At 62.8% G+C, this 16,830-nt stretch carries 15 protein-coding genes and 1 pseudogene; all 16 read right to left on the minus strand.

Annotation, left to right across the window (positions count from 1 at the left end; translation table 11 throughout):
* Positions 1-5 precede the first annotated feature (5 nt).
* Positions 6-1,778, minus strand: a complete 1,773-nt coding sequence (locus tag ACK4OE_RS03065) for a phosphoethanolamine transferase (RefSeq protein ID WP_409882910.1) — start codon at positions 1,776-1,778, stop codon at positions 6-8.
* A gap of 90 nt (positions 1,779-1,868) precedes the next feature.
* Positions 1,869-1,967: pseudogene (locus ACK4OE_RS03070) on the minus strand (S-formylglutathione hydrolase); the annotation flags it as partial.
* A gap of 88 nt (positions 1,968-2,055) precedes the next feature.
* Positions 2,056-3,387 (minus strand): HD domain-containing phosphohydrolase, encoded by a 1,332-nt coding sequence (locus ACK4OE_RS03075; protein WP_409882911.1) that lies wholly within the window; start codon positions 3,385-3,387, stop codon positions 2,056-2,058.
* A 210-nt stretch (positions 3,388-3,597) separates the two neighbouring features.
* A complete protein-coding gene (locus ACK4OE_RS03080; RefSeq protein ID WP_409882913.1) occupies positions 3,598-4,596 on the minus strand; it encodes an ATP-binding protein in 999 nt (332 codons plus the stop codon).
* The gene (locus ACK4OE_RS03085) at positions 4,593-5,477 is read right to left on the minus strand and encodes an HDOD domain-containing protein (RefSeq protein WP_409882914.1); all 885 of its coding nucleotides are present in this window, start codon (positions 5,475-5,477) and stop codon (positions 4,593-4,595) included. The genes ACK4OE_RS03080 and ACK4OE_RS03085 overlap by 4 nt, the downstream gene beginning before the upstream one ends.
* Complete coding sequence (locus ACK4OE_RS03090; RefSeq protein ID WP_409882915.1) at positions 5,474-5,719, minus strand: hypothetical protein; 246 nt, start codon at positions 5,717-5,719, stop codon at positions 5,474-5,476. The genes ACK4OE_RS03085 and ACK4OE_RS03090 overlap by 4 nt, the downstream gene beginning before the upstream one ends.
* 15 nt (positions 5,720-5,734) lie before the next feature.
* The gene (locus ACK4OE_RS03095; protein ID WP_409882916.1) at positions 5,735-8,674 is read right to left on the minus strand and encodes an EAL domain-containing protein; all 2,940 of its coding nucleotides are present in this window, start codon (positions 8,672-8,674) and stop codon (positions 5,735-5,737) included.
* Positions 8,675-8,844: 170 nt separating this feature from the next.
* Positions 8,845-9,705 carry an S-formylglutathione hydrolase gene (fghA, locus tag ACK4OE_RS03100; RefSeq protein WP_409882917.1) on the minus strand — a complete coding sequence of 287 codons (861 nt, stop codon included), beginning with the start codon at positions 9,703-9,705 and terminating at the stop codon, positions 8,845-8,847.
* Between the two features lie 211 nt (positions 9,706-9,916).
* Entirely contained in the window at positions 9,917-11,035 is a 1,119-nt protein-coding gene (locus ACK4OE_RS03105) for an S-(hydroxymethyl)glutathione dehydrogenase/class III alcohol dehydrogenase (protein WP_409882920.1), read from the minus strand.
* A 42-nt stretch (positions 11,036-11,077) separates the two neighbouring features.
* On the minus strand, positions 11,078-11,344 hold the full coding sequence (locus ACK4OE_RS03110; RefSeq protein ID WP_409882921.1) for a metal/formaldehyde-sensitive transcriptional repressor: 267 nt from the start codon (positions 11,342-11,344) through the stop codon (positions 11,078-11,080).
* 219 nt (positions 11,345-11,563) lie between these two features.
* The gene (locus tag ACK4OE_RS03115; protein WP_409882922.1) at positions 11,564-12,874 is read right to left on the minus strand and encodes a citrate synthase; all 1,311 of its coding nucleotides are present in this window, start codon (positions 12,872-12,874) and stop codon (positions 11,564-11,566) included.
* 83 nt (positions 12,875-12,957) lie between these two features.
* Positions 12,958-13,278 (minus strand): succinate dehydrogenase assembly factor 2, encoded by a 321-nt coding sequence (locus ACK4OE_RS03120; protein ID WP_409882923.1) that lies wholly within the window; start codon positions 13,276-13,278, stop codon positions 12,958-12,960.
* A 44-nt stretch (positions 13,279-13,322) separates the two neighbouring features.
* The gene (locus ACK4OE_RS03125; protein ID WP_409882924.1) at positions 13,323-14,027 is read right to left on the minus strand and encodes a succinate dehydrogenase iron-sulfur subunit; all 705 of its coding nucleotides are present in this window, start codon (positions 14,025-14,027) and stop codon (positions 13,323-13,325) included.
* 25 nt (positions 14,028-14,052) lie between these two features.
* The gene (gene sdhA / locus ACK4OE_RS03130) at positions 14,053-15,861 is read right to left on the minus strand and encodes a succinate dehydrogenase flavoprotein subunit (protein WP_409882926.1); all 1,809 of its coding nucleotides are present in this window, start codon (positions 15,859-15,861) and stop codon (positions 14,053-14,055) included.
* A gap of 25 nt (positions 15,862-15,886) precedes the next feature.
* Positions 15,887-16,252, minus strand: coding sequence for a succinate dehydrogenase, hydrophobic membrane anchor protein (gene sdhD / locus ACK4OE_RS03135; RefSeq protein WP_409882927.1), 366 nt, complete (start codon positions 16,250-16,252; stop codon positions 15,887-15,889).
* Positions 16,253-16,333: 81 nt separating this feature from the next.
* Entirely contained in the window at positions 16,334-16,768 is a 435-nt protein-coding gene (gene sdhC / locus ACK4OE_RS03140; RefSeq protein ID WP_409882928.1) for a succinate dehydrogenase, cytochrome b556 subunit, read from the minus strand.
* Positions 16,769-16,830: the final 62 nt, after the last annotated feature.

A 16,830-nucleotide genomic window follows, 5' to 3' on the forward strand; every position in this document is an offset into this window, starting at 1 on the left:
CCGCCTCAGCCCGCGGCCTTGCCCACCCCTGCCACCTGTCTGCACCCCGCAAAAATGTCCAGCCCCACGCTGTACGCGCCGGTCTTCACATCCATCAACCCCAGCACCGAGTGAAAGTAGTTGTCGTGTGTGATGCGCCGCTCGGCCAGGTCGTGCTGCAGGCAGCCGGTGGCGAGCTGGGTGCGCGACTGCATGGCGGGTGAGAGCCAGGTAATCCAGGGCACATGCTTTTGCACGTCGGGTGCGATGGAGTAGGGCAGGCCGTGCAGATAGAGGTTGTTCTCGCCCAGTGACTCGCCATGGTCTGCTACATAAATCATAGCTGTCTGCGATTTACTGTCTCGCGCTGCAAGCCATTTCAGCACTGAATCGAGAAACTGGTCAGTCTCGACGATGCTGTTGTCATACGCGTTGACGACCTGCTGGCGATCGCATTCCTGCAGCGATGTGGAGGTGCATTCGGGGCCAAACTTTTTGTTTTCGGGCGCCGAGCGCTTGTAGTACGCGGGGCCGTGGCTGCCCATCTGGTGCAGCACCACCACGGTGCCGCGCTGGCGCTGTTCAGCGGGCAGGGCGGCGATGCGTGTGTCCAGGTCTTGCAGCATCACGCGGTCGAGGCACTCGCCGCCGGGGCACAGCGCGGCGTCTGTCGCCACGTCTTTTTGTTGGCTGGTGATGATCTCTCCCACGCGGTCGCACACGCCTTTGCAGCCGGACTGGTTGTCTACCCACAGCACGGCCAGGCCTGCGTGGTGCAGCACGTCGATCAGGCTCTCAAAGTTGGCGGCGCGCGCCTCGTAGCCCGTGCGGCCCAGGTGCGAAAACATGCAGGGCACCGATGCAGCCGTGCTGGTGCCGCACGACCACGCATTGCGGGCGCTGACCAGGTCGGTGCGGGCAGACAGCAGCGGTGTGGTGTCGCGTGCATACCCGTTGATACCAAAGTTGCCGCTGCGCCCGGTTTCGCCCAGCACCAGCACCAAGAGCGGCGGCTTGGCCTGGCCCGCGTAGCTGGCGCCCAGTTGTGCGTCGCGCCCTATGGGCAGCAGCTTGTGGGTGTCCATGCGCAGCGGCTTGGTGGCGATGTTGCCAAGGGCGTACACGCTGTTGAGCGGGTTGATGAGGTAGCGCAGCTTGGTGTGGTTGCGCATGGTGGACGCGAAGTCCTGAAACACCAGCAGCAGGCACACTACGATGACGGCAATGGCGCCCGCCAGCAGCAGACCGTTGTGCACGATGTGGCGCAGGGCGCTCAGCCGCTGTACGGGGCGGCGCAGCAACCACCACAGCGGCGGCACGGCCAACGCCAGCACGGTGCCCAGCATGCGCCCGTTGAGCAGGTCGCCTGCTTCGTGCATGTCCGTCTGCAGCACATTTGTCAGCATGCTGGCGTCAATGGCTACCCCGTAGGCCAGCATGAAGTACGCACCGAATGCAGACATTACCACCAGCATGGTGGCCGCGGGCTTGAGCGTCCAGCGCCAGGCCAGCAGACTGAGCAGCGCGGCATTGCCTGCTGCCACGATGAACGCAAACGCCACGGCAAAGCCCCAGCCGCGCAGGCTGCCCTGTCCGGGCAGCTGCGCCACTTCGCGCCACAGGGGCACGTTGCAGGCCGTGGCCAGCCAGGCGCTGATGAACACCACGACCCAGGCGGGGTGTAACCGGGGTGGTGCAGCAGCGGGGGGAGCGTCTGCAGTAAGGGGTACGGCAGGGACGCGGTGCGGAGCGCCCGTGGCGAGGTGGGGGTGCAGCAGGCGCTGCAGGATCAATGGCATGGGGCGCACTGTGGCGTCCCAGCCTTAAGGCCGCATTAACGCCTTGCCCGGTGTTTTACATGCCGGTTCCAGTGCCTCTTGGGCGCGCGGTCAGCGCTGCTGCTTCAGCCCCTGGGTGTGGTGCTGCAGGTGGTCGGCCATGAAGCTCTGCACAAAGTAATACCCTTGGTCATACCCCGCATGTTGGCGCGGGACCGCACCTTGCCACGCACCTTGCCCTGCACCCCGTGCAGCCCCGGCGTACCGTGGATTTCTCAGATTCACCGGACTAGTCTGCTCAGGGAAGGCGAATATCCAGCTCCAGTTGCAGGCCTTCTATCTTTGCGTAGCGGCGAATGCGGGAGATCATGTCGGCGGTCAAAACATGGCCTGCGGACAGCAGCAGTACGCCTTCTTTGGACAGAATGTCTTTGCCCAGTTTCATACCCGGCTCCAGCTGTTCGGTACCGACCGACTCAATCCGAATGGGTTTGGGTTTGACTTCCTGGGTGATGTGCAGAAAGACGTCGATGACCTCGGCGTCAAACTGTGTTCCGCGCCCTCGCTGCAGGATGGTGCGTGCCTCGGCCTCGGTCAGCGGGGCGCCGGTAAGGTGGCCGTGCGTCAAGTCGTCGTATGTGTCGACCACCGCCAGGATGCGGGCGCCGACCGGGATCTGCAAGCCCAGGAGCTTGTCTGGAAAGCCGCTGCCGTCGAAGCGTTCGTGGTGTGATCGGATGATGGTGGCGACGGACTGGTGGTCATCCAGCGCCATGAAGGACTGCGCGCCCAGCACGGGGTGGCGCTGGTAGCTTGCCATCTCTTCTGCGGTGAGTTTGCCCACGGGCTTGCCCAGAATGCTGTCGGGCAGGGCCAGGAAGCCGACGTCATGCAGCAGGCCTGCCACGAAAACGTCCTGCAGCGCGTCCTCGGGCAGCCCCATGGCCTGGGCGACTTTGCGGGCCAGGCTGGCAGTGCGCTTGCCGTGCCCGGCCAGCACCCCGCTGCGCAGTTCCATGAGGTTGGAGAAGATTCTGATGCTGGTGAGGTAGGTGCGGCGCAGCTGGTCGTTGGCTTGCTGCAGCTCGGCGGTGCGCTCGTCCACACGCTGCTCCAGGCCGGTGTTCAGGGCCTTCAGTTCTTCGTTCTGTGTGTGTGTCAGCGCCTGTAGATAGGCGCGTTCGCGCTCAAGCAGCTGGCGTTCCGCTGCCTGGCGCACGGTCAGGCGCAGTTCGGTCTCGTCCCAGGGTTTGTGGATGTAGCGGTAGATCTGGCCTTCATTGATCGCGGCAATGGTCGCGTTCATGTCGGCGTAGCCGGTCAACAGCACTCTGGCGGTATGGGGCCAGCGCTGGCGCACCTGCGCCAGCAGCTGGGCTCCATCCATGATCGGCATGCGCATATCGCTCACGATCACGTCCACCGGGTGTTGCTCCAGCAGCGTCAGCGCTTCGGTCCCGCCACCCGCTTGCAGCACCTGGCAGTCTTCGGAGCGCAGAACGCGTTTCAGAGCGGACAGAATGCTGGGCTCGTCGTCCACGCAAAGCACTGTCCAGGTGGCGCGGGTGGCAGTTTCTGAACGGATGGCCGGTGGGGCCGAGGGGGTGTCGGGGGCGTCGGTTTCTGTCATCGTGGTGGCGTCCAGGGGCTGTGAGCGGTCTGCACGGTGATGGAGTTGCAATAGTGCAGTGTTTCACGCTATGTGGCACATGAAAAGGCATCGTTTCTCCCCTGGCGACCTTGCAAATCCTCGCGATACACGTGGTATCGCTCCGGTTTGCGCCTTGCCAGAGCCAAAAATCCATCCTTTTTATTGGTGCCATCAAGCTGAAACACTGCATTAGGGGGCAGTCTGGGCTGTAGCTGAAGGATGCACCGGAATGGTCACGTGAAAGGTGGTGCCTTGTCCGAGTTCGCTGCGCACTTCCATGCGGCCCTGGTGCTTTTGCACAATGCCGTATGACAGCGACAGGCCCAGGCCGGTGCCTTTGCCCACGGGCTTGGTGGTGAAGAAGGGGTCGAAAATTCGCGGCAGGTTCTCGGGCGCTATGCCCTGGCCGTTGTCGGTCACCTCGATCCAGACGTTCGTACCCTCGGTGCCAGTGCGGATGGTGATGGTGCCGCGCTCTGCGGTGATGGCGTGCGCGGCATTGACCAGCAGGTTCATGAACACCTGGTTCATTTCAGACGGCAGGCACTGCACCTCTGGCAAATCTCCATAGTCCTTGACGACGTCGGCCTTGTACTTGATTTCGTTGTTGACGATGTTGAGCGTGGAGTCAATGCCGTGATGCAGGTTGACGGATTCCCATTCCTGTCGAGCATCCACGCGGGAGAAGTCTTTGAGGTCTTGCACAATTTTGCGCACGCGCTGTATGCCGTCGCGGGACTCGCGCATCAGGTTCGGAATATCGTCCTTGAGGTAGTCCACGTCCAGATCCTGTCGCAGCTGCTGAAGGCGCTGGCGGGCGGCGCCGTCCTGCAGTCCAGTCTCGGCCTCCTCATAGGCGGCGAGCATCTCAAACAGGTCTTGTAGGTATTGCTCCAGCGTTCCAAAGTTGGAAAAGATGAAGCCAATGGGGTTGTTGATTTCATGGGCTACGCCAGCGGCCAGCTGTCCGATGGACGCCAGCTTCTCGGACTGCATGAGTTTGTTCTGCGCGTCAGACAGCTTGGTGTTGAGCACCTTGAGCTCTTTGTTGGCTTGCAGAAGTTCGCCCACGATGGCGCGGATCTGGGCGTCGGACATCTCTGCCAGGGTGTATTCGCTGGGCTGCGCGATGGTGCACAGCGGTCCCTGGGCTGCGATGTTGGAGGATGTATGCAGGGTGTCGGTCATGGTGCTTCCTTCACGGGGCTGAGCACGGTTTCAAGATGGCGGAACTCTTCTTCGATGGTGCGCAGCAGGGGCAGCAAGGCGGGTTCGACGAGCCCCAGGCGTTGCCAAGCGGTGGTGCTCAGCGGCGGCACGGCCTCGTTGTCCAGCCCCGCGATGTCCAGGGCGTGGGCCAGAGCGTCGGCCACATGCACCACATCGGCCAAGGTGGCGGGGCCGTCGGTAGGCGGCTTGTGGTGGTCCGCAATCGCGCGGCAGATATCGGTGGAGAACCGCCAATGCTCGCACACCCAGTGCCCCAGCTCGGTGTGGTCGATGCCCGTCAGCGCGTGCTCGGCCTCGCTGTGGGAGATGTCCTGCTGGTCTGCCCACGCGATGATCTCGGCGGCTTGTTCCGGGTAGTGGCTGTCGACTACCAGCCTGCCCACGTCGTGTAGCAGGCCCGCAGTGAATGCTGCCGCGTCGTTCCACCCGCGTTGCAGTGCCAGCTGGCGCGCTGCCACCGCGCAGGCGATGGAGTGCCGCCAGAACGCCCGCATGTGCAGCGAGCGCCCGTGCAGTGCCTCGAACTGGAGCGTCAGCGCAGCGGCGATGACCAACGTGCTCAGCTGACGCAGCCCCAGCACGTGGATGGCGTCCCGCACAGAGAGGATGCGGCCAGACAAGCCGTAAAACGGCGAGTTGGCCAGCTGGAGCACCTTGACGGAGAGCGCCTGGTCCAACCGCAGGGTATCGGCAAATTCATCCAGCCCGGCATCGGACTGTTGAAGCAGGTCCATCAGCTGCAGCACCACAGGGGGCAGCGACGGCAGGGCGCGAATGTCGCGCGCCAGGCTTTCGCGGTCCAGCGTGAGGGCTGCGGTGGGTTGGGCGAGTATGTTCATGGTGTGACCCCCCGGTATCGACGTAACGCGCTTTGCAGAGCCTGGGTGCTGCTGTTGGCATGCCCGCTCACGCGCCGGAAGATGTAGTCCAAGCGCTGGGCGCGTGCCAAGTTCTCAATTTCTGCACGCGCAAGGGCGGCCGACGCTGTCCGGATTGAATCCTGCACTGGGTAGCCCGGCTCCATGTCCTGTGCGGTGGGGGGCGTGGGCGATGGGCGAAGTGTCTGGGGATCGAAGTTCATGGCAATGTCCCGGTTTCAGCATTCGTTGGGGGTATCGGCGGGCGCGAGGGTCAGTAGCACCCCCCGGGGTGGAATGGTGCCCATGGAGCGTGCCCACACCTGCCAGGGCGATCCAGTCAGCGCGACGGGGGCCGCTGTAGTGGGGGCGTTGACCATACCGGTCCACTCTGCGGGCAATGGCTGGTCCATTCCGAGCACGCGTTGAACGGGCTCACCAAGCAGCGGGGCGTGGGGCTGAAGGAGGCGCTCTGCCTCGCGGTTGGCCAGCACGATGGTGCCGTCCGGATCTACACCGAGCACTGCGGTGGGCAAGATGTCAATCATGTCCCGCGCAGCGTTCGCGCGGGCCGCCTCCAGGTCAATCTGCTGCTGCTGGCTGCCAAGCACCAGCTCCAGGCGTTCGTTGGCGTGTGTCAGCGCTTCGCTTGCGGCGATGACCTCTGTGGCCAGGCGCTTGTTGTCGTCGGCCAGCTCCTTGTGGGCAAAGGCCTCCCGCACGTGTTCGATCAGCCGTAGATCATCCCAAGGCTTGGTTAGAAAACGGTAGATCGCGCCCTCGTTGACGGCATCGGTGATGGACTGCAGCTCGGTGTAGCCCGAAAGCACCATGCGCACCGTTTCGGGGTACAGCTCCTTGGCGCGGCGCAGGAACTCCACCCCCGTCATGCCGGGCATGCGCTGGTCGGACAACACCACGTCCACCTCGCATTCGGCCATGCGCTGCAGTCCCTCTGCGCCGCTGCCTGCAGTCACGATGCGGTAGCCCTCGCGGCGAAACAGTCGGCGCAGCGCGGAGACGATGTTGGGTTCGTCGTCCACAAGCAGCAGTGTCCGCTCCCGGCGGCGCGTGAGCAGGTGCTCTGGCAAACGGACGCGCTGGCCCATCAGGTGCGCCAGCTCCAGCGCATCAGCGGGCTGCGCGAAGACGGGTCCTTCCATGCGGTCGCAGCCATTGGCAATGAGCAACGCCAGTTGCCCGGGGGTTTCCACACCCTCCGCCAGCACTTTCATCTGCAGGCTGTGCGCCATGTTGATGATGGCCCGGGTCAGCGACACGTCACCTGTGGCCGCAGTGACATCGGGCACGCACGAGCGGTGGACCTTGATGACGTCCACCGGGCGCGTGCCCAGCAGGCCCAGGTTCGTTGAGCCGGAGCCAAAGTCCCCCAGCGACAGCTCAATGCCCATGGTGCGCAGCTGGCTGAGTGTGCGGCTGAGCTGGGGGGTTACGTTCACCAGCGCGTGCTCGCTGATCTCTACACCCAGCGCTTGCGGCGTCAAGCCGTTGCTCGACAGGCTGCGGCGCAGCTTGTCCACAATGTCAGGCTGCTGCAGCTCCAGCGTGGAAACCTTCAGATGCAGACGGGGCATGCGCAGGCCGCCCTCATCCCAGGTGCGCAGCTGTTTGCAGGCCATGTCGCGCTGCCAGTCTCCCAGCATGACGATGAGGCCGGTTTGCAGGGCAACGGGCGCATATTCATCCTCTGACACGGTGCCGAGCTCGGCGCTGATCCACCGCAGATGGACTTGCGCTCCGACCACGTCGCCGCTACCCAGGTCGGCCTGCAGCTGAAACGACAGCAACAGTTCTGATCGTTCGGCCGCATGCCGCAACCCCGATTCAATGGCCAGGCGGCGTAAGCTGGCCGTGCGGGTCAGGGGCGTGAAGACTGCCACCTGCTCTCCGTCCTTGTGGATGCCCATGCGGGCGGTCTGGGCGGCTTCAAGCAACTGGCCGGCGCTTTCGGCATCTGCAGGAAAGCGCGCTACACCGACCCGCGCACCCGGCACGATTTCGGCGGCGCCCAGGCGCTCTGCCTTGGCCATCGCCTGCACAACCGACCGGGCATGGTGCAGGCCCTGCGGGTCCTGCTCGCAGCTGTCGGGAGCAACCAGAATGGCGAACTCGCCGCCGTCAATGCGAGCCACCGTGTCGCCGGGCTCCGCCAAAGCAGTCAGGCGCGCCGCGACGGCCATCGCCATCGCATCGCCTGCGCCATATCCCATGGCCTGCTTGATCTGGTCGACCTGGTCCACCTGGATGGAAAGCACAAGAAACGGCTGCGGGTTCCAGCGTGCGCTGTGCACCGCGGCATCTATGCGGTCCAGCAGCTGGGTTCGGTTGGCAAGGCCCGTGACCTCGTCGTGGTTGGCAAGCTCTTGAATGCGTTGCTCGGCCTCGCGCTGGACCGTGATGTCCTGGACGATGATGTACCCATGCCGTCGACCCGACGCATCGGTTTCCACCATGCCGCGCTGCAGCACCTCCAGTCGTGTGCCGTCAGCCCGCACCAGGCGGTGTTGAAACTCAAAAGGCTCATCGGGCAAAGCGCCTCGCCAGATGGAGGCCACATAACCCCTTTCCTTGGTGGGCACCCAACGCAGCATCCTCCAGGCGGAGCGGGGTGCGTGCTGAAAAGCGACACCCAGCAGTGTGTGCATGCCTTTGGACAGCACCGCCTTGCCTGTTTCCAGGTCGATCTCACCAGAGCCGCTGCGGCCCATCGTCTCGATCTGCTCCAGCATGCGTGCGCGCCACTGCGATGAGAACACGATCTGTGCGCGATGCGGATCGTCGACCAGGGTGATCAGCTCAGCCTCTGGGTGCAGCGAGGGAAACGGGCGGGAATAGGCGCGGCCATTGAACACCTCGCCGGACGCCTTGCGGACAGTGACGTGCCGTGGTGCGCGGCCAATGCCGTGCAGCTGCGGCCACAACTCGGGCCAGCAAGATGCCAGGACTTCGGGTTCTGCACTGGCGACGTGGGGGAAAGGCGCACCCAAAAAATGGGTGAATTGCAGATTGACCAGTTGCGGCTGCCCGCGCACCAGAACGCACAAACCGAAAGGCGCGTTATCGAAAACACGGCGCTTCAGCGCATCGGCAGAGCCGCTGGCACCACCATCTGTGGTCGGCTGCGCCAGGGCTTCCAGCTCGGCGATCGGTGATTGCATAGTGCGTCTCCCTGCGCGGCGGGGTGGCTGCCCGGAAACAAAAGGCAGACGCCGCGCATGGCTCACATTATGCGCTTTTAATCATTTTCAAATCATATTTATCAATAAATTGATGAATTTAAGTGGCTATTGTTTTTGCCACCCTTTTTGCGCCAGTGGTCGCGGCCTTGTCAAAGCCCCTGGGCGTGGTGCTGCAGGTGGTCGGCCATGAAGGTCTGCACAAAGTAGTAGCCGTGGTCATATCCCGCATGGCGGCGCAGGGTGAGCGGCTGGCCGATGGCTGCGCAGGCGTCTTCCAGCAGGTGCGGGTGCAGCTGTTCGGCCAGAAACTTGTCGGCAAGGCCCTGGTCGATGAGGATGCCCGCGGGGTAGGGCGCAACCGGCTGGTTCTGCATGAGCACGGTGGCATCGTGCTCGATCCAGGCGGAGCGGTCTGCGCCCAGGTAGCCGGTGAAGGCCTTGTCCCCCCACGGGCACTGCGTGGGTGCGCAGATGGGCGCAAAGGCCGATACGGTTTTGAACCGGCCCGGGTGGCGCAGCGCCAGAGTCAGCGCGCCGTGGCCGCCCATCGAGTGGCCAAAGATGCCGATGCGCCCGCCGTCGATGGGCAGGTGCTGCGCCAGTTGGGGTAGCAGCTCGCGCACGATGTAGCTCTCCATGCGCCAGTGGGTGCGCCAGGGCTCCTGAGTGGCATCCAGGTAAAAGCCCGCGCCAATGCCAAAGTCCCAGCTGGCGGTGGCGCCTTCTAGCAACTCCACCTGCGGGCCACGCGGGCTGGTGTCGGGCGCGATGAGCGCCAGGCCCAGTTCTGCCGCCAGGCGCTGGGCACCAGCTTTGGTCATGAAGGTTTCTTCATTGCACGTCAGCCCCGCCAGGTACAGCACTGCGGGCACGGGGCCTTGTTGTGCTTGCGGGGGCAGGTAGACCGAGAACTTCATCGGCAGGCCGATTTCGGTGGAGTCGTGCCTGTAAAAGCGCTGCTCGCCGCCGAAGCAGGCGTGGGTGCTTTGCAGGTCCAGTGGAGTGGTCATGGTGACGCTCTTAAATTGATAGCTGCTAGCGCTTATTGGATAAGCGCTAAAGGCTGATTTGGCTTGAAATCTGCGGTGGAGGCAGAACGAAGTCGTTCAGGCTGAGATTGTTGAAGTGCTGGTCACAGGGCGTGCTAAGCCTTTGACACGCTCAGCCCGAACGGGTGGCGGAGTGCGTTGAGGTCCCGAAAGCGCTGGCCGCCCTGCAGCCTCAAGCCGCTGCGTACTTAACCACCGAGCGAATCGACTTGCCTTCGTGCATCAAATCAAACGCTTCGTTGATGTCCTTGAGCCCCATGGTGTGCGTGACAAATGGCGCCAGCTGGATCTTGCCCGCCATCGCGTCTTCGACCATACCGGGCAGCTCGCTGCGGCCCTTGACGCCGCCAAACGCAGTGCCCATCCACTTGCGACCGGTGACGAGCTGGAAGGGGCGGGTCGAAATCTCTTGCCCCGCACCGGCTACGCCGATGATCACGCTCTGGCCCCAGCCGCGGTGCGCGCATTCCAGCGCGGCGCGCATCACGTTGACGTTGCCAATGCACTCGAACGAGTGGTCCACGCCCCAGGTCGTCATCTCCACGATGACCTGCTGGATAGGCTTTTCATGTTCCTTGGGGTTCACGCAGTCGGTGGCGCCAAAGGTGCGTGCCAGATCGAACTTGGAGGGGTTGGTGTCCACGGCAATGATGCGCCCGGCCTTGGCCAGCTTGGCGCCTTGAATGACCGCCAGGCCGATGCCACCCAGGCCGAACACGGCCACGGTGTCGCCCTCTTGCACCTTGGCGGTGTTCTTGACGGCGCCCAGGCCCGTGGTCACGCCGCAGCCCAGCAGGCAGACCTGCTCGGGGTTGGCGTCGGGGTTGACCTTGGCGAGTGACACCTCGGCCACCACGGTGTATTCGCTGAAGGTGCTGCAGCCCATGTAGTGGTAGATGGGCTGGCCGTTGTAGCTAAAGCGCGTGGTGCCGTCGGGCATCACGCCCTTGCCCTGCGTGGCGCGCACGGCCACGCACAGGTTGGTCTTACCGCTCTTGCAGAACAGGCACTCGCCGCACTCGGCGGTGTACAGCGGGATCACGTGGTCGCCCGGCTTCACGCTGGTCACGCCTTCGCCCACTTCCACCACAATGCCCGCTCCTTCATGGCCCAGCACCACAGGGAACAGGCCCTCGGGGTCGTCACCGCTCAGGGTGAAGGCGTCGGTATGGCACACGCCGGTGTCGGTGATGCGGATGAGGACCTCGCCCTTCTTGGGCGGGGCGACGTCGATCTCGACGATCTGCAGGGGTTCTCCGGCTTTGAAGGCAACAGCGGCGCGGGATTTCATGGGGTGGTCCTTTCAGTCAATCGGGTGGGGTGTGGGGTGGGGCTATTTGAGGTACGAACGCAGCAGCGCCAGTGTTTCGTCGACAGATTTTTGCGACAGCGCGGGTTTTTCCGCCAGGATCTCTCGCACATGGCCGTCCAGCAGATCGGCCATCAGGCCGTGCACTGCGCCGCGCATGGCGGCCAGCTGCTGCAGGATGGGCGCGCATTCGCTGCCCGCTTCCACCGCGCGCTCCAGCGCCTCGGCCTGGCCCTTGATGCGGCGCAGGCGGGTGATGGCGCGTTGCTTGTCTTCAGCGGTGTGGGGCATGGGCGGGCGATGGTGATCAGCGAATGACGGCGTACTGGGTGGCAGTATAGAAGACATGCGCTTACTCTGATTGCGCTGGGGGCATATAAATGCCTATTACTCAGGGGGAGTATATAAAAGCTCACGCCTCAAGCCCTACCGATGGACCATGAAAAAAGCCCGCAGACACTGCCTGCGGGCTTTGGGAGGGCGTGGACGGCGCGTGGGGCGCCGTACCGATCAGCGGTTTGCCAGGGGAGGCACGTCGCGGCGCACGGAGCCGGTGAACAGCTGGCGTGGGCGGCCGATCTTGTACTCGGGGTCGCCGATCATTTCGTTCAGCTGGGCGATCCAGCCGACGGTGCGGGCTAGGCTGAAGATGCCGGTGAACAGGTTCACAGGGATACCGATGGCGCGTTGCACGATGCCGGAGTAGAAGTCCACGTTCGGGTAGAGCTTGCGCTGCACGAAGTAGTCGTCTTCCAGGGCGATCTTTTCCAGTTCCTTGGCCAGCTTGAACAGGGGGTCGTTTTCCAGGCCCAGTTCGGCCAGCACTTCGTTGCAAGTCTCTTGCATGAGCTTGGCACGCGGGTCGTAGTTCTTGTACACGCGGTGGCCAAAGCCCATGAGCTTGACACCGGAGTTCTTGTCCTTGACCTGCTTGATGAAGTCGCCGATCTTTTCCACGCCGCCCTGGGCCTGGATGTCGTACAGCATGTTCAGCGCTGCTTCGTTGGCGCCACCGTGGGCTGGGCCCCAGAGGCATGCCACGCCCGCAGCGATGGCTGCAAACGGGTTGGTGCCCGACGAGCCGCACAGGCGCACGGTGGAGGTCGATGCGTTTTGCTCGTGGTCAGCATGCAGGATGAAGATGCGGTCGAGTGCGCGTTCGAGCACGGGGTTGACCTTGTACTCTTCGCAGGGCGTGCCAAACATCATGCGCAGGAAGTTGCCCGAGTAGCTCAGGTGGTTCTGCGGATACATGTAGGGCTGGCCCATACCGTACTTGTACGACATGGCCACCAGGGTAGGCATCTTGGCAATCAGACGGATCGCCGAGATTTCGCGGTGCTGCGGGTTGTTGATGTCCGTGCTGTCGTGATAGAAGGCCGACAGGGCACCGACCAGACCGGTCAGCACCGCCATGGGGTGTGCATCACGGCGGAAGCCACGCAGGAAGAACTGCATCTGCTCGTTGACCATGGTGTGGTTGGTCACGCGGCTGGTGAAGTCGGTCTTCTGCGCTGCGTTAGGCAGTTCTCCGTACAGCAGCAGGTGGCAGGTTTCCATGAAGTCGCAGTTTTCAGCCAGCTGCTCAATCGGGTAGCCGCGATACAGCAGCTCGCCTTTGTCGCCATCGATGTAGGTGATGGCCGACTGCGTGGCTGCCGTCGACATGAAGCCCGGGTCATAGGTGAACATGCCCGTCTGCGCATACAGCTTGCGGATGTCGATGACATCCGGGCCAATGCTGCCCTGGTAGACCGGCAGGTCCACGCTGGGGCTGCCGTTGCTGAAGGACAGGGTGGCTTTGTTGTCAGCTAGCTTCATTGTTACTTTCCTTAGGGTTGCCGATGATCATCCGGGCTTGATGGGCTGGGGCTTGAAAGCGCAAACTAATTAAAAGATGCGTTTCAGGCCACCAGCACGGGGGTGCCGCCGCTTTGCCGCAGCATGCCCAGCACTTCATGGACCTCGGGTGCATCCAGCGTGCCCTCGGGGTCCTTGCGGCGAAGCAGCAGGTCCAGAAGGTCGTTGTCTGCAAGGTCCATCAGGGCCGCGAGACCCTGGGCGTGGCGCTGGTTGAGCTCGGGCTCGAAGCGGGCGAAAAACTGCTCAATGAACAGATCGTTTTCCAGCAGGCCGCGCCGGCAGCGCCAGTGCAGCTTGCTCAGTTCGCGCTCGGTCAGCAGCGGTGAGGCTGCTGCCGGTGCGGTGGTGGCGGTGTCAGCCATGGCGTGTCGGTCTGTATTGACGTTGAGGCAGTGCAGACGGCAGGTCAGACGGCGCGGCGCACCATCAGTTCTTTGATCTTGCCAATGGCCTTGGTGGGGTTCAGACCCTTGGGGCACACGTCCACGCAATTCATGATGGTGTGGCAACGGAACAGACGGTACGGGTCTTCCAGGTTGTCCAGGCGCTGCGCTGTGGCCTCGTCGCGGCTGTCAGCGATGAAGCGGTAGGCCTGCAGCAGACCGGCAGGGCCCACGAACTTGTCGGGGTTCCACCAGAAGCTGGGGCAGCTGGTGGAGCAGCTGGCGCACAGAATGCACTCGTACAGGCCGTTGAGCTCGTCGCGCTCTTCGGGCGACTGCAGGCGCTCGCGGTCGGGCGGAATCTGCTCGTTGATCAGGTACGGCTTGATCGAGTTGTACTGCTTAAAGAACTGCGTCATGTCCACGATCAAATCGCGAATCACGGGCAGGCCGGGCAGGGGCTTCAGAACAATCGTGCCCTTGAGGGTGTTCATGTTCGTCAGGCAGGCTAGGCCGTTCTTGCCATTGATATTCATCGCATCCGAGCCGCAAACACCTTCACGGCACGAGCGGCGGAACGACAGCGTAGGGTCTTGTTCCTTGAGCTTCATCAGGGCGTCAAGCAGCATGCGTTCATGGCCGTCGAGTTCGATCTCGATGGTCTGCATGTAAGGCTTGGCGTCCTTGTCCGGGTCGTAGCGGTAGATTTGGAATGTGCGTTTTTGCATGGTTCTTCTCTCGTGGGGCTACTGTTTAGAACGTACGGACCTTGGGAGGCACGCTGTCCACCGTCAGGGGCTTGAGGTTGACCGGCTTATAGGCCAGGCGGTTGCCTTCGCTGTACCACAGGGTGTGCTTCATCCACTCCTGGTCGTTGCGGCCCAGGGGGAAGTCGGCGTGGTCGGCAGGGTGCTCGTAGTCGTACACGGTGTGGGCGCCACGGCATTCGGTGCGTGCAGCGGCCGAGACCATGGTGGCCTGCGCCGCTTCAATCAGGTTGTCTACTTCCAGCGCCTCAATACGGGCGGTGTTGAACACCTTGGACTTGTCCTTCAAGCCCACGTTGGCGACCCGGTTGCGGATGTCGGAGATCTTGCTCACGCCTTCGTCCATGCTGGCTTGGGTGCGGAAAACGCCCGCATGCAGCTGCATGGTGGAGCGGATTTCGCCCGCCAGGTTTTGCGCGTAAATACCTTCTTTCGAGCTATCCAGCTGGTTCAAGCGTTCCAAGGTGCGGTCGGCCGCATCCTTGGGCAGGGGCTTGTGCTCCTTGTTCTTGTTGTTGAACTCGACGATGTGGCGGCCAGCGGCCTTGCCAAACACCAGCAGGTCCAGCAGCGAGTTGGTGCCCAGGCGGTTGGCGCCGTGCACCGACACGCAGGCGCATTCGCCCACGGCGTACAGGCCGTTGACCACTTCGTTGTTGATGCCGTTGGCTTGTGCAACCACCTGGCCGTTGATGTTGGTCGGCACGCCACCCATCTGGTAGTGGATGGTGGGCACCACAGGAATAGGTTCCTTGGTGATGTCCACGTTGGCGAAGTTGACGCCGATTTCGTACACCGATGGCAGGCGCTTGTGGATGGTGTCTGCACCCAGGTGGTCCAGCTTGAGCAGGATGTAGTCCTTGTTGGGACCGCAGCCACGACCTTCCTTGATTTCCTGGTCCATGCAGCGGGACACGAAGTCGCGCGGGGCCAGGTCCTTCATGGTGGGCGCATAGCGCTCCATGAAGCGTTCGCCATTGCTGTTGAGCAAGATGGCGCCTTCGCCACGGCAGCCTTCGGTCAGCAGCACACCAGCACCGGCCACGCCAGTGGGGTGGAACTGCCAGAACTCCATGTCCTGCAGCGCAATGCCGGCACGTGCGGCCATGCCCAGGCCGTCACCGGTATTGATGAAGGCGTTGGTCGATGCCGCAAAGATGCGACCAGCACCGCCGGTGGCCAGCAGCACGGTCTTGGCTTCCAGGATATAAAGGTCGCCGGTTTCCATCTCCAGCGCGGTCACGCCCACCACGTCGCCGTCGGCGTCACGGACCAAGTCCAGGGCCATCCATTCGACGAAGAAGTTGGTCTTGGCCTTCACGTTCTGTTGGTACAGCGTGTGCAGCATGGCATGGCCGGTGCGGTCAGCCGCTGCGCAGGCGCGCTGCACGGGCTTTTCGCCGTAGTTGGCCGTGTGGCCGCCAAAGGGGCGCTGGTAGATGGTGCCGTCGGGGTTGCGGTCGAACGGCATGCCGAAGTGCTCCAGCTCGTACACCACCTTGGGTGCTTCACGGCACATGAACTCGATGGCGTCCTGGTCGCCCAGCCAGTCAGAGCCCTTGATCGTGTCGTAGAAGTGGTAGTGCCAGTTGTCCTCGGACATGTTGCCCAGCGATGCGGATACGCCGCCCTGTGCCGCCACGGTGTGCGAACGGGTGGGGAACACTTTGGACAGCGAGGCCACGTTCAGGCCTGCGCGGGAGAGTTCAAGCGCGGCGCGCATGCCGGAGCCGCCTGCGCCGACGATGACGACGTCGAACTTGCGCTTGGTGATGTTAGCGTTGGTGTAGCTCATTATTTTTTGCCTTCAGTCGCGGGATTCAGAGACGCCACAAAACCTGGATACCCCAGCCAGCACAGCCGACCAGCCAGACGATGCTGAAAACCTGCAGTGCGAGACGCAGGCCCACCGGCTTGATGTAATCCATCAGGACTTCGCGCAGGCCAATCCACGCGTGCCAGGCCAATGCAATGATCACGGAGAAGGTCAGCACCTTCATCCACTGGGTCGAGAAGATGCCCGCCCATTTGTCGTAGCCGATGGGGCCGGTGGAGAAGATCACCTGGGCCAGCAGGGCCAGGGTGAACAGGGCCATCAGGACTGCCGTGACGCGCTGGCTGAGCCAATCGCGCAGGCCATAGTGGGCGCCGACGACGACGCGCTTGGAACCGTAATTGACGGACATGGGTGCTTTCCTCTTGTGCGGCGGTGTTTGCTACGGAATGGCAGCGGTCACCGCTTTTTTTATGATTTGGTTGTCGATCGATCAGTACAGACCGAACAGCTTGGCGCCCAACACCAGGGTCAGCGTAATGCTGATGGCGAGCACGACAAAAGCTGAGGTCTTGCCGAATTCCTTGGTCACTGCGCTGTGGCTCACGTCCATCCACAGGTGGCGCAAGCCAGCGGTGAAGTGGTGCAGGTACGACCAGATGAGCGCCAGCGCCACCAACTTGATGAACCAGCCGGGCACAAAGCCAATGCCAATGTTGAAAGCCGCAGCGAATTTGGCGAAGGAGATCTCAGACGACACCGAGGTGTCGAACATCCAAATGATGAAAGGCAGCAGCAGGAACATGATCAGCCCGCTTGCGCGGTGCAGGATCGACACCCACGCGGCAGGAGTCATGCGGTAGGTGGTGAGGTCCTTGAAGGCATTGATGTTGCGGAATTCAGGCCGTTTTTTGGCGAGTTCTGTCATGTTGTGTGCTTTCGTGGATGTAACTGCTTTGTAATTTGAAGATGCAAAGAACGCAAAATTCT

This window comes from Acidovorax sp. (assembly GCF_046314175.1).
In the GTDB taxonomy this organism is placed as follows: domain Bacteria; phylum Pseudomonadota; class Gammaproteobacteria; order Burkholderiales; family Burkholderiaceae_C; genus Acidovorax.

Bases quoted from the DNA above. Each gene is read 5' to 3' on its own strand.
- ACK4OE_RS03065 (WP_409882910.1), bottom strand. From the start codon at position 1,778: ATGCCATTGATCCTGCAGCGCCTGCTGCACCCCCACCTCGCCACGGGC.
- ACK4OE_RS03075 (WP_409882911.1), bottom strand. From the start codon at position 3,387: ATGACAGAAACCGACGCCCCCGACACCCCCTCGGCCCCACCGGCCATC.
- ACK4OE_RS03080 (WP_409882913.1), bottom strand. From the start codon at position 4,596: ATGACCGACACCCTGCATACATCCTCCAACATCGCAGCCCAGGGACCG.
- ACK4OE_RS03085 (WP_409882914.1), bottom strand. From the start codon at position 5,477: ATGAACATACTCGCCCAACCCACCGCAGCCCTCACGCTGGACCGCGAA.
- ACK4OE_RS03090 (WP_409882915.1), bottom strand. From the start codon at position 5,719: ATGAACTTCGATCCCCAGACACTTCGCCCATCGCCCACGCCCCCCACC.
- ACK4OE_RS03095 (WP_409882916.1), bottom strand. From the start codon at position 8,674: ATGCAATCACCGATCGCCGAGCTGGAAGCCCTGGCGCAGCCGACCACA.
- fghA (WP_409882917.1), bottom strand. From the start codon at position 9,705: ATGACCACTCCACTGGACCTGCAAAGCACCCACGCCTGCTTCGGCGGC.
- ACK4OE_RS03105 (WP_409882920.1), bottom strand. From the start codon at position 11,035: ATGAAATCCCGCGCCGCTGTTGCCTTCAAAGCCGGAGAACCCCTGCAG.
- ACK4OE_RS03110 (WP_409882921.1), bottom strand. From the start codon at position 11,344: ATGCCCCACACCGCTGAAGACAAGCAACGCGCCATCACCCGCCTGCGC.
- ACK4OE_RS03115 (WP_409882922.1), bottom strand. From the start codon at position 12,874: ATGAAGCTAGCTGACAACAAAGCCACCCTGTCCTTCAGCAACGGCAGC.
- ACK4OE_RS03120 (WP_409882923.1), bottom strand. From the start codon at position 13,278: ATGGCTGACACCGCCACCACCGCACCGGCAGCAGCCTCACCGCTGCTG.
- ACK4OE_RS03125 (WP_409882924.1), bottom strand. From the start codon at position 14,027: ATGCAAAAACGCACATTCCAAATCTACCGCTACGACCCGGACAAGGAC.
- sdhA (WP_409882926.1), bottom strand. From the start codon at position 15,861: ATGAGCTACACCAACGCTAACATCACCAAGCGCAAGTTCGACGTCGTC.
- sdhD (WP_409882927.1), bottom strand. From the start codon at position 16,252: ATGTCCGTCAATTACGGTTCCAAGCGCGTCGTCGTCGGCGCCCACTAT.
- sdhC (WP_409882928.1), bottom strand. From the start codon at position 16,768: ATGACAGAACTCGCCAAAAAACGGCCTGAATTCCGCAACATCAATGCC.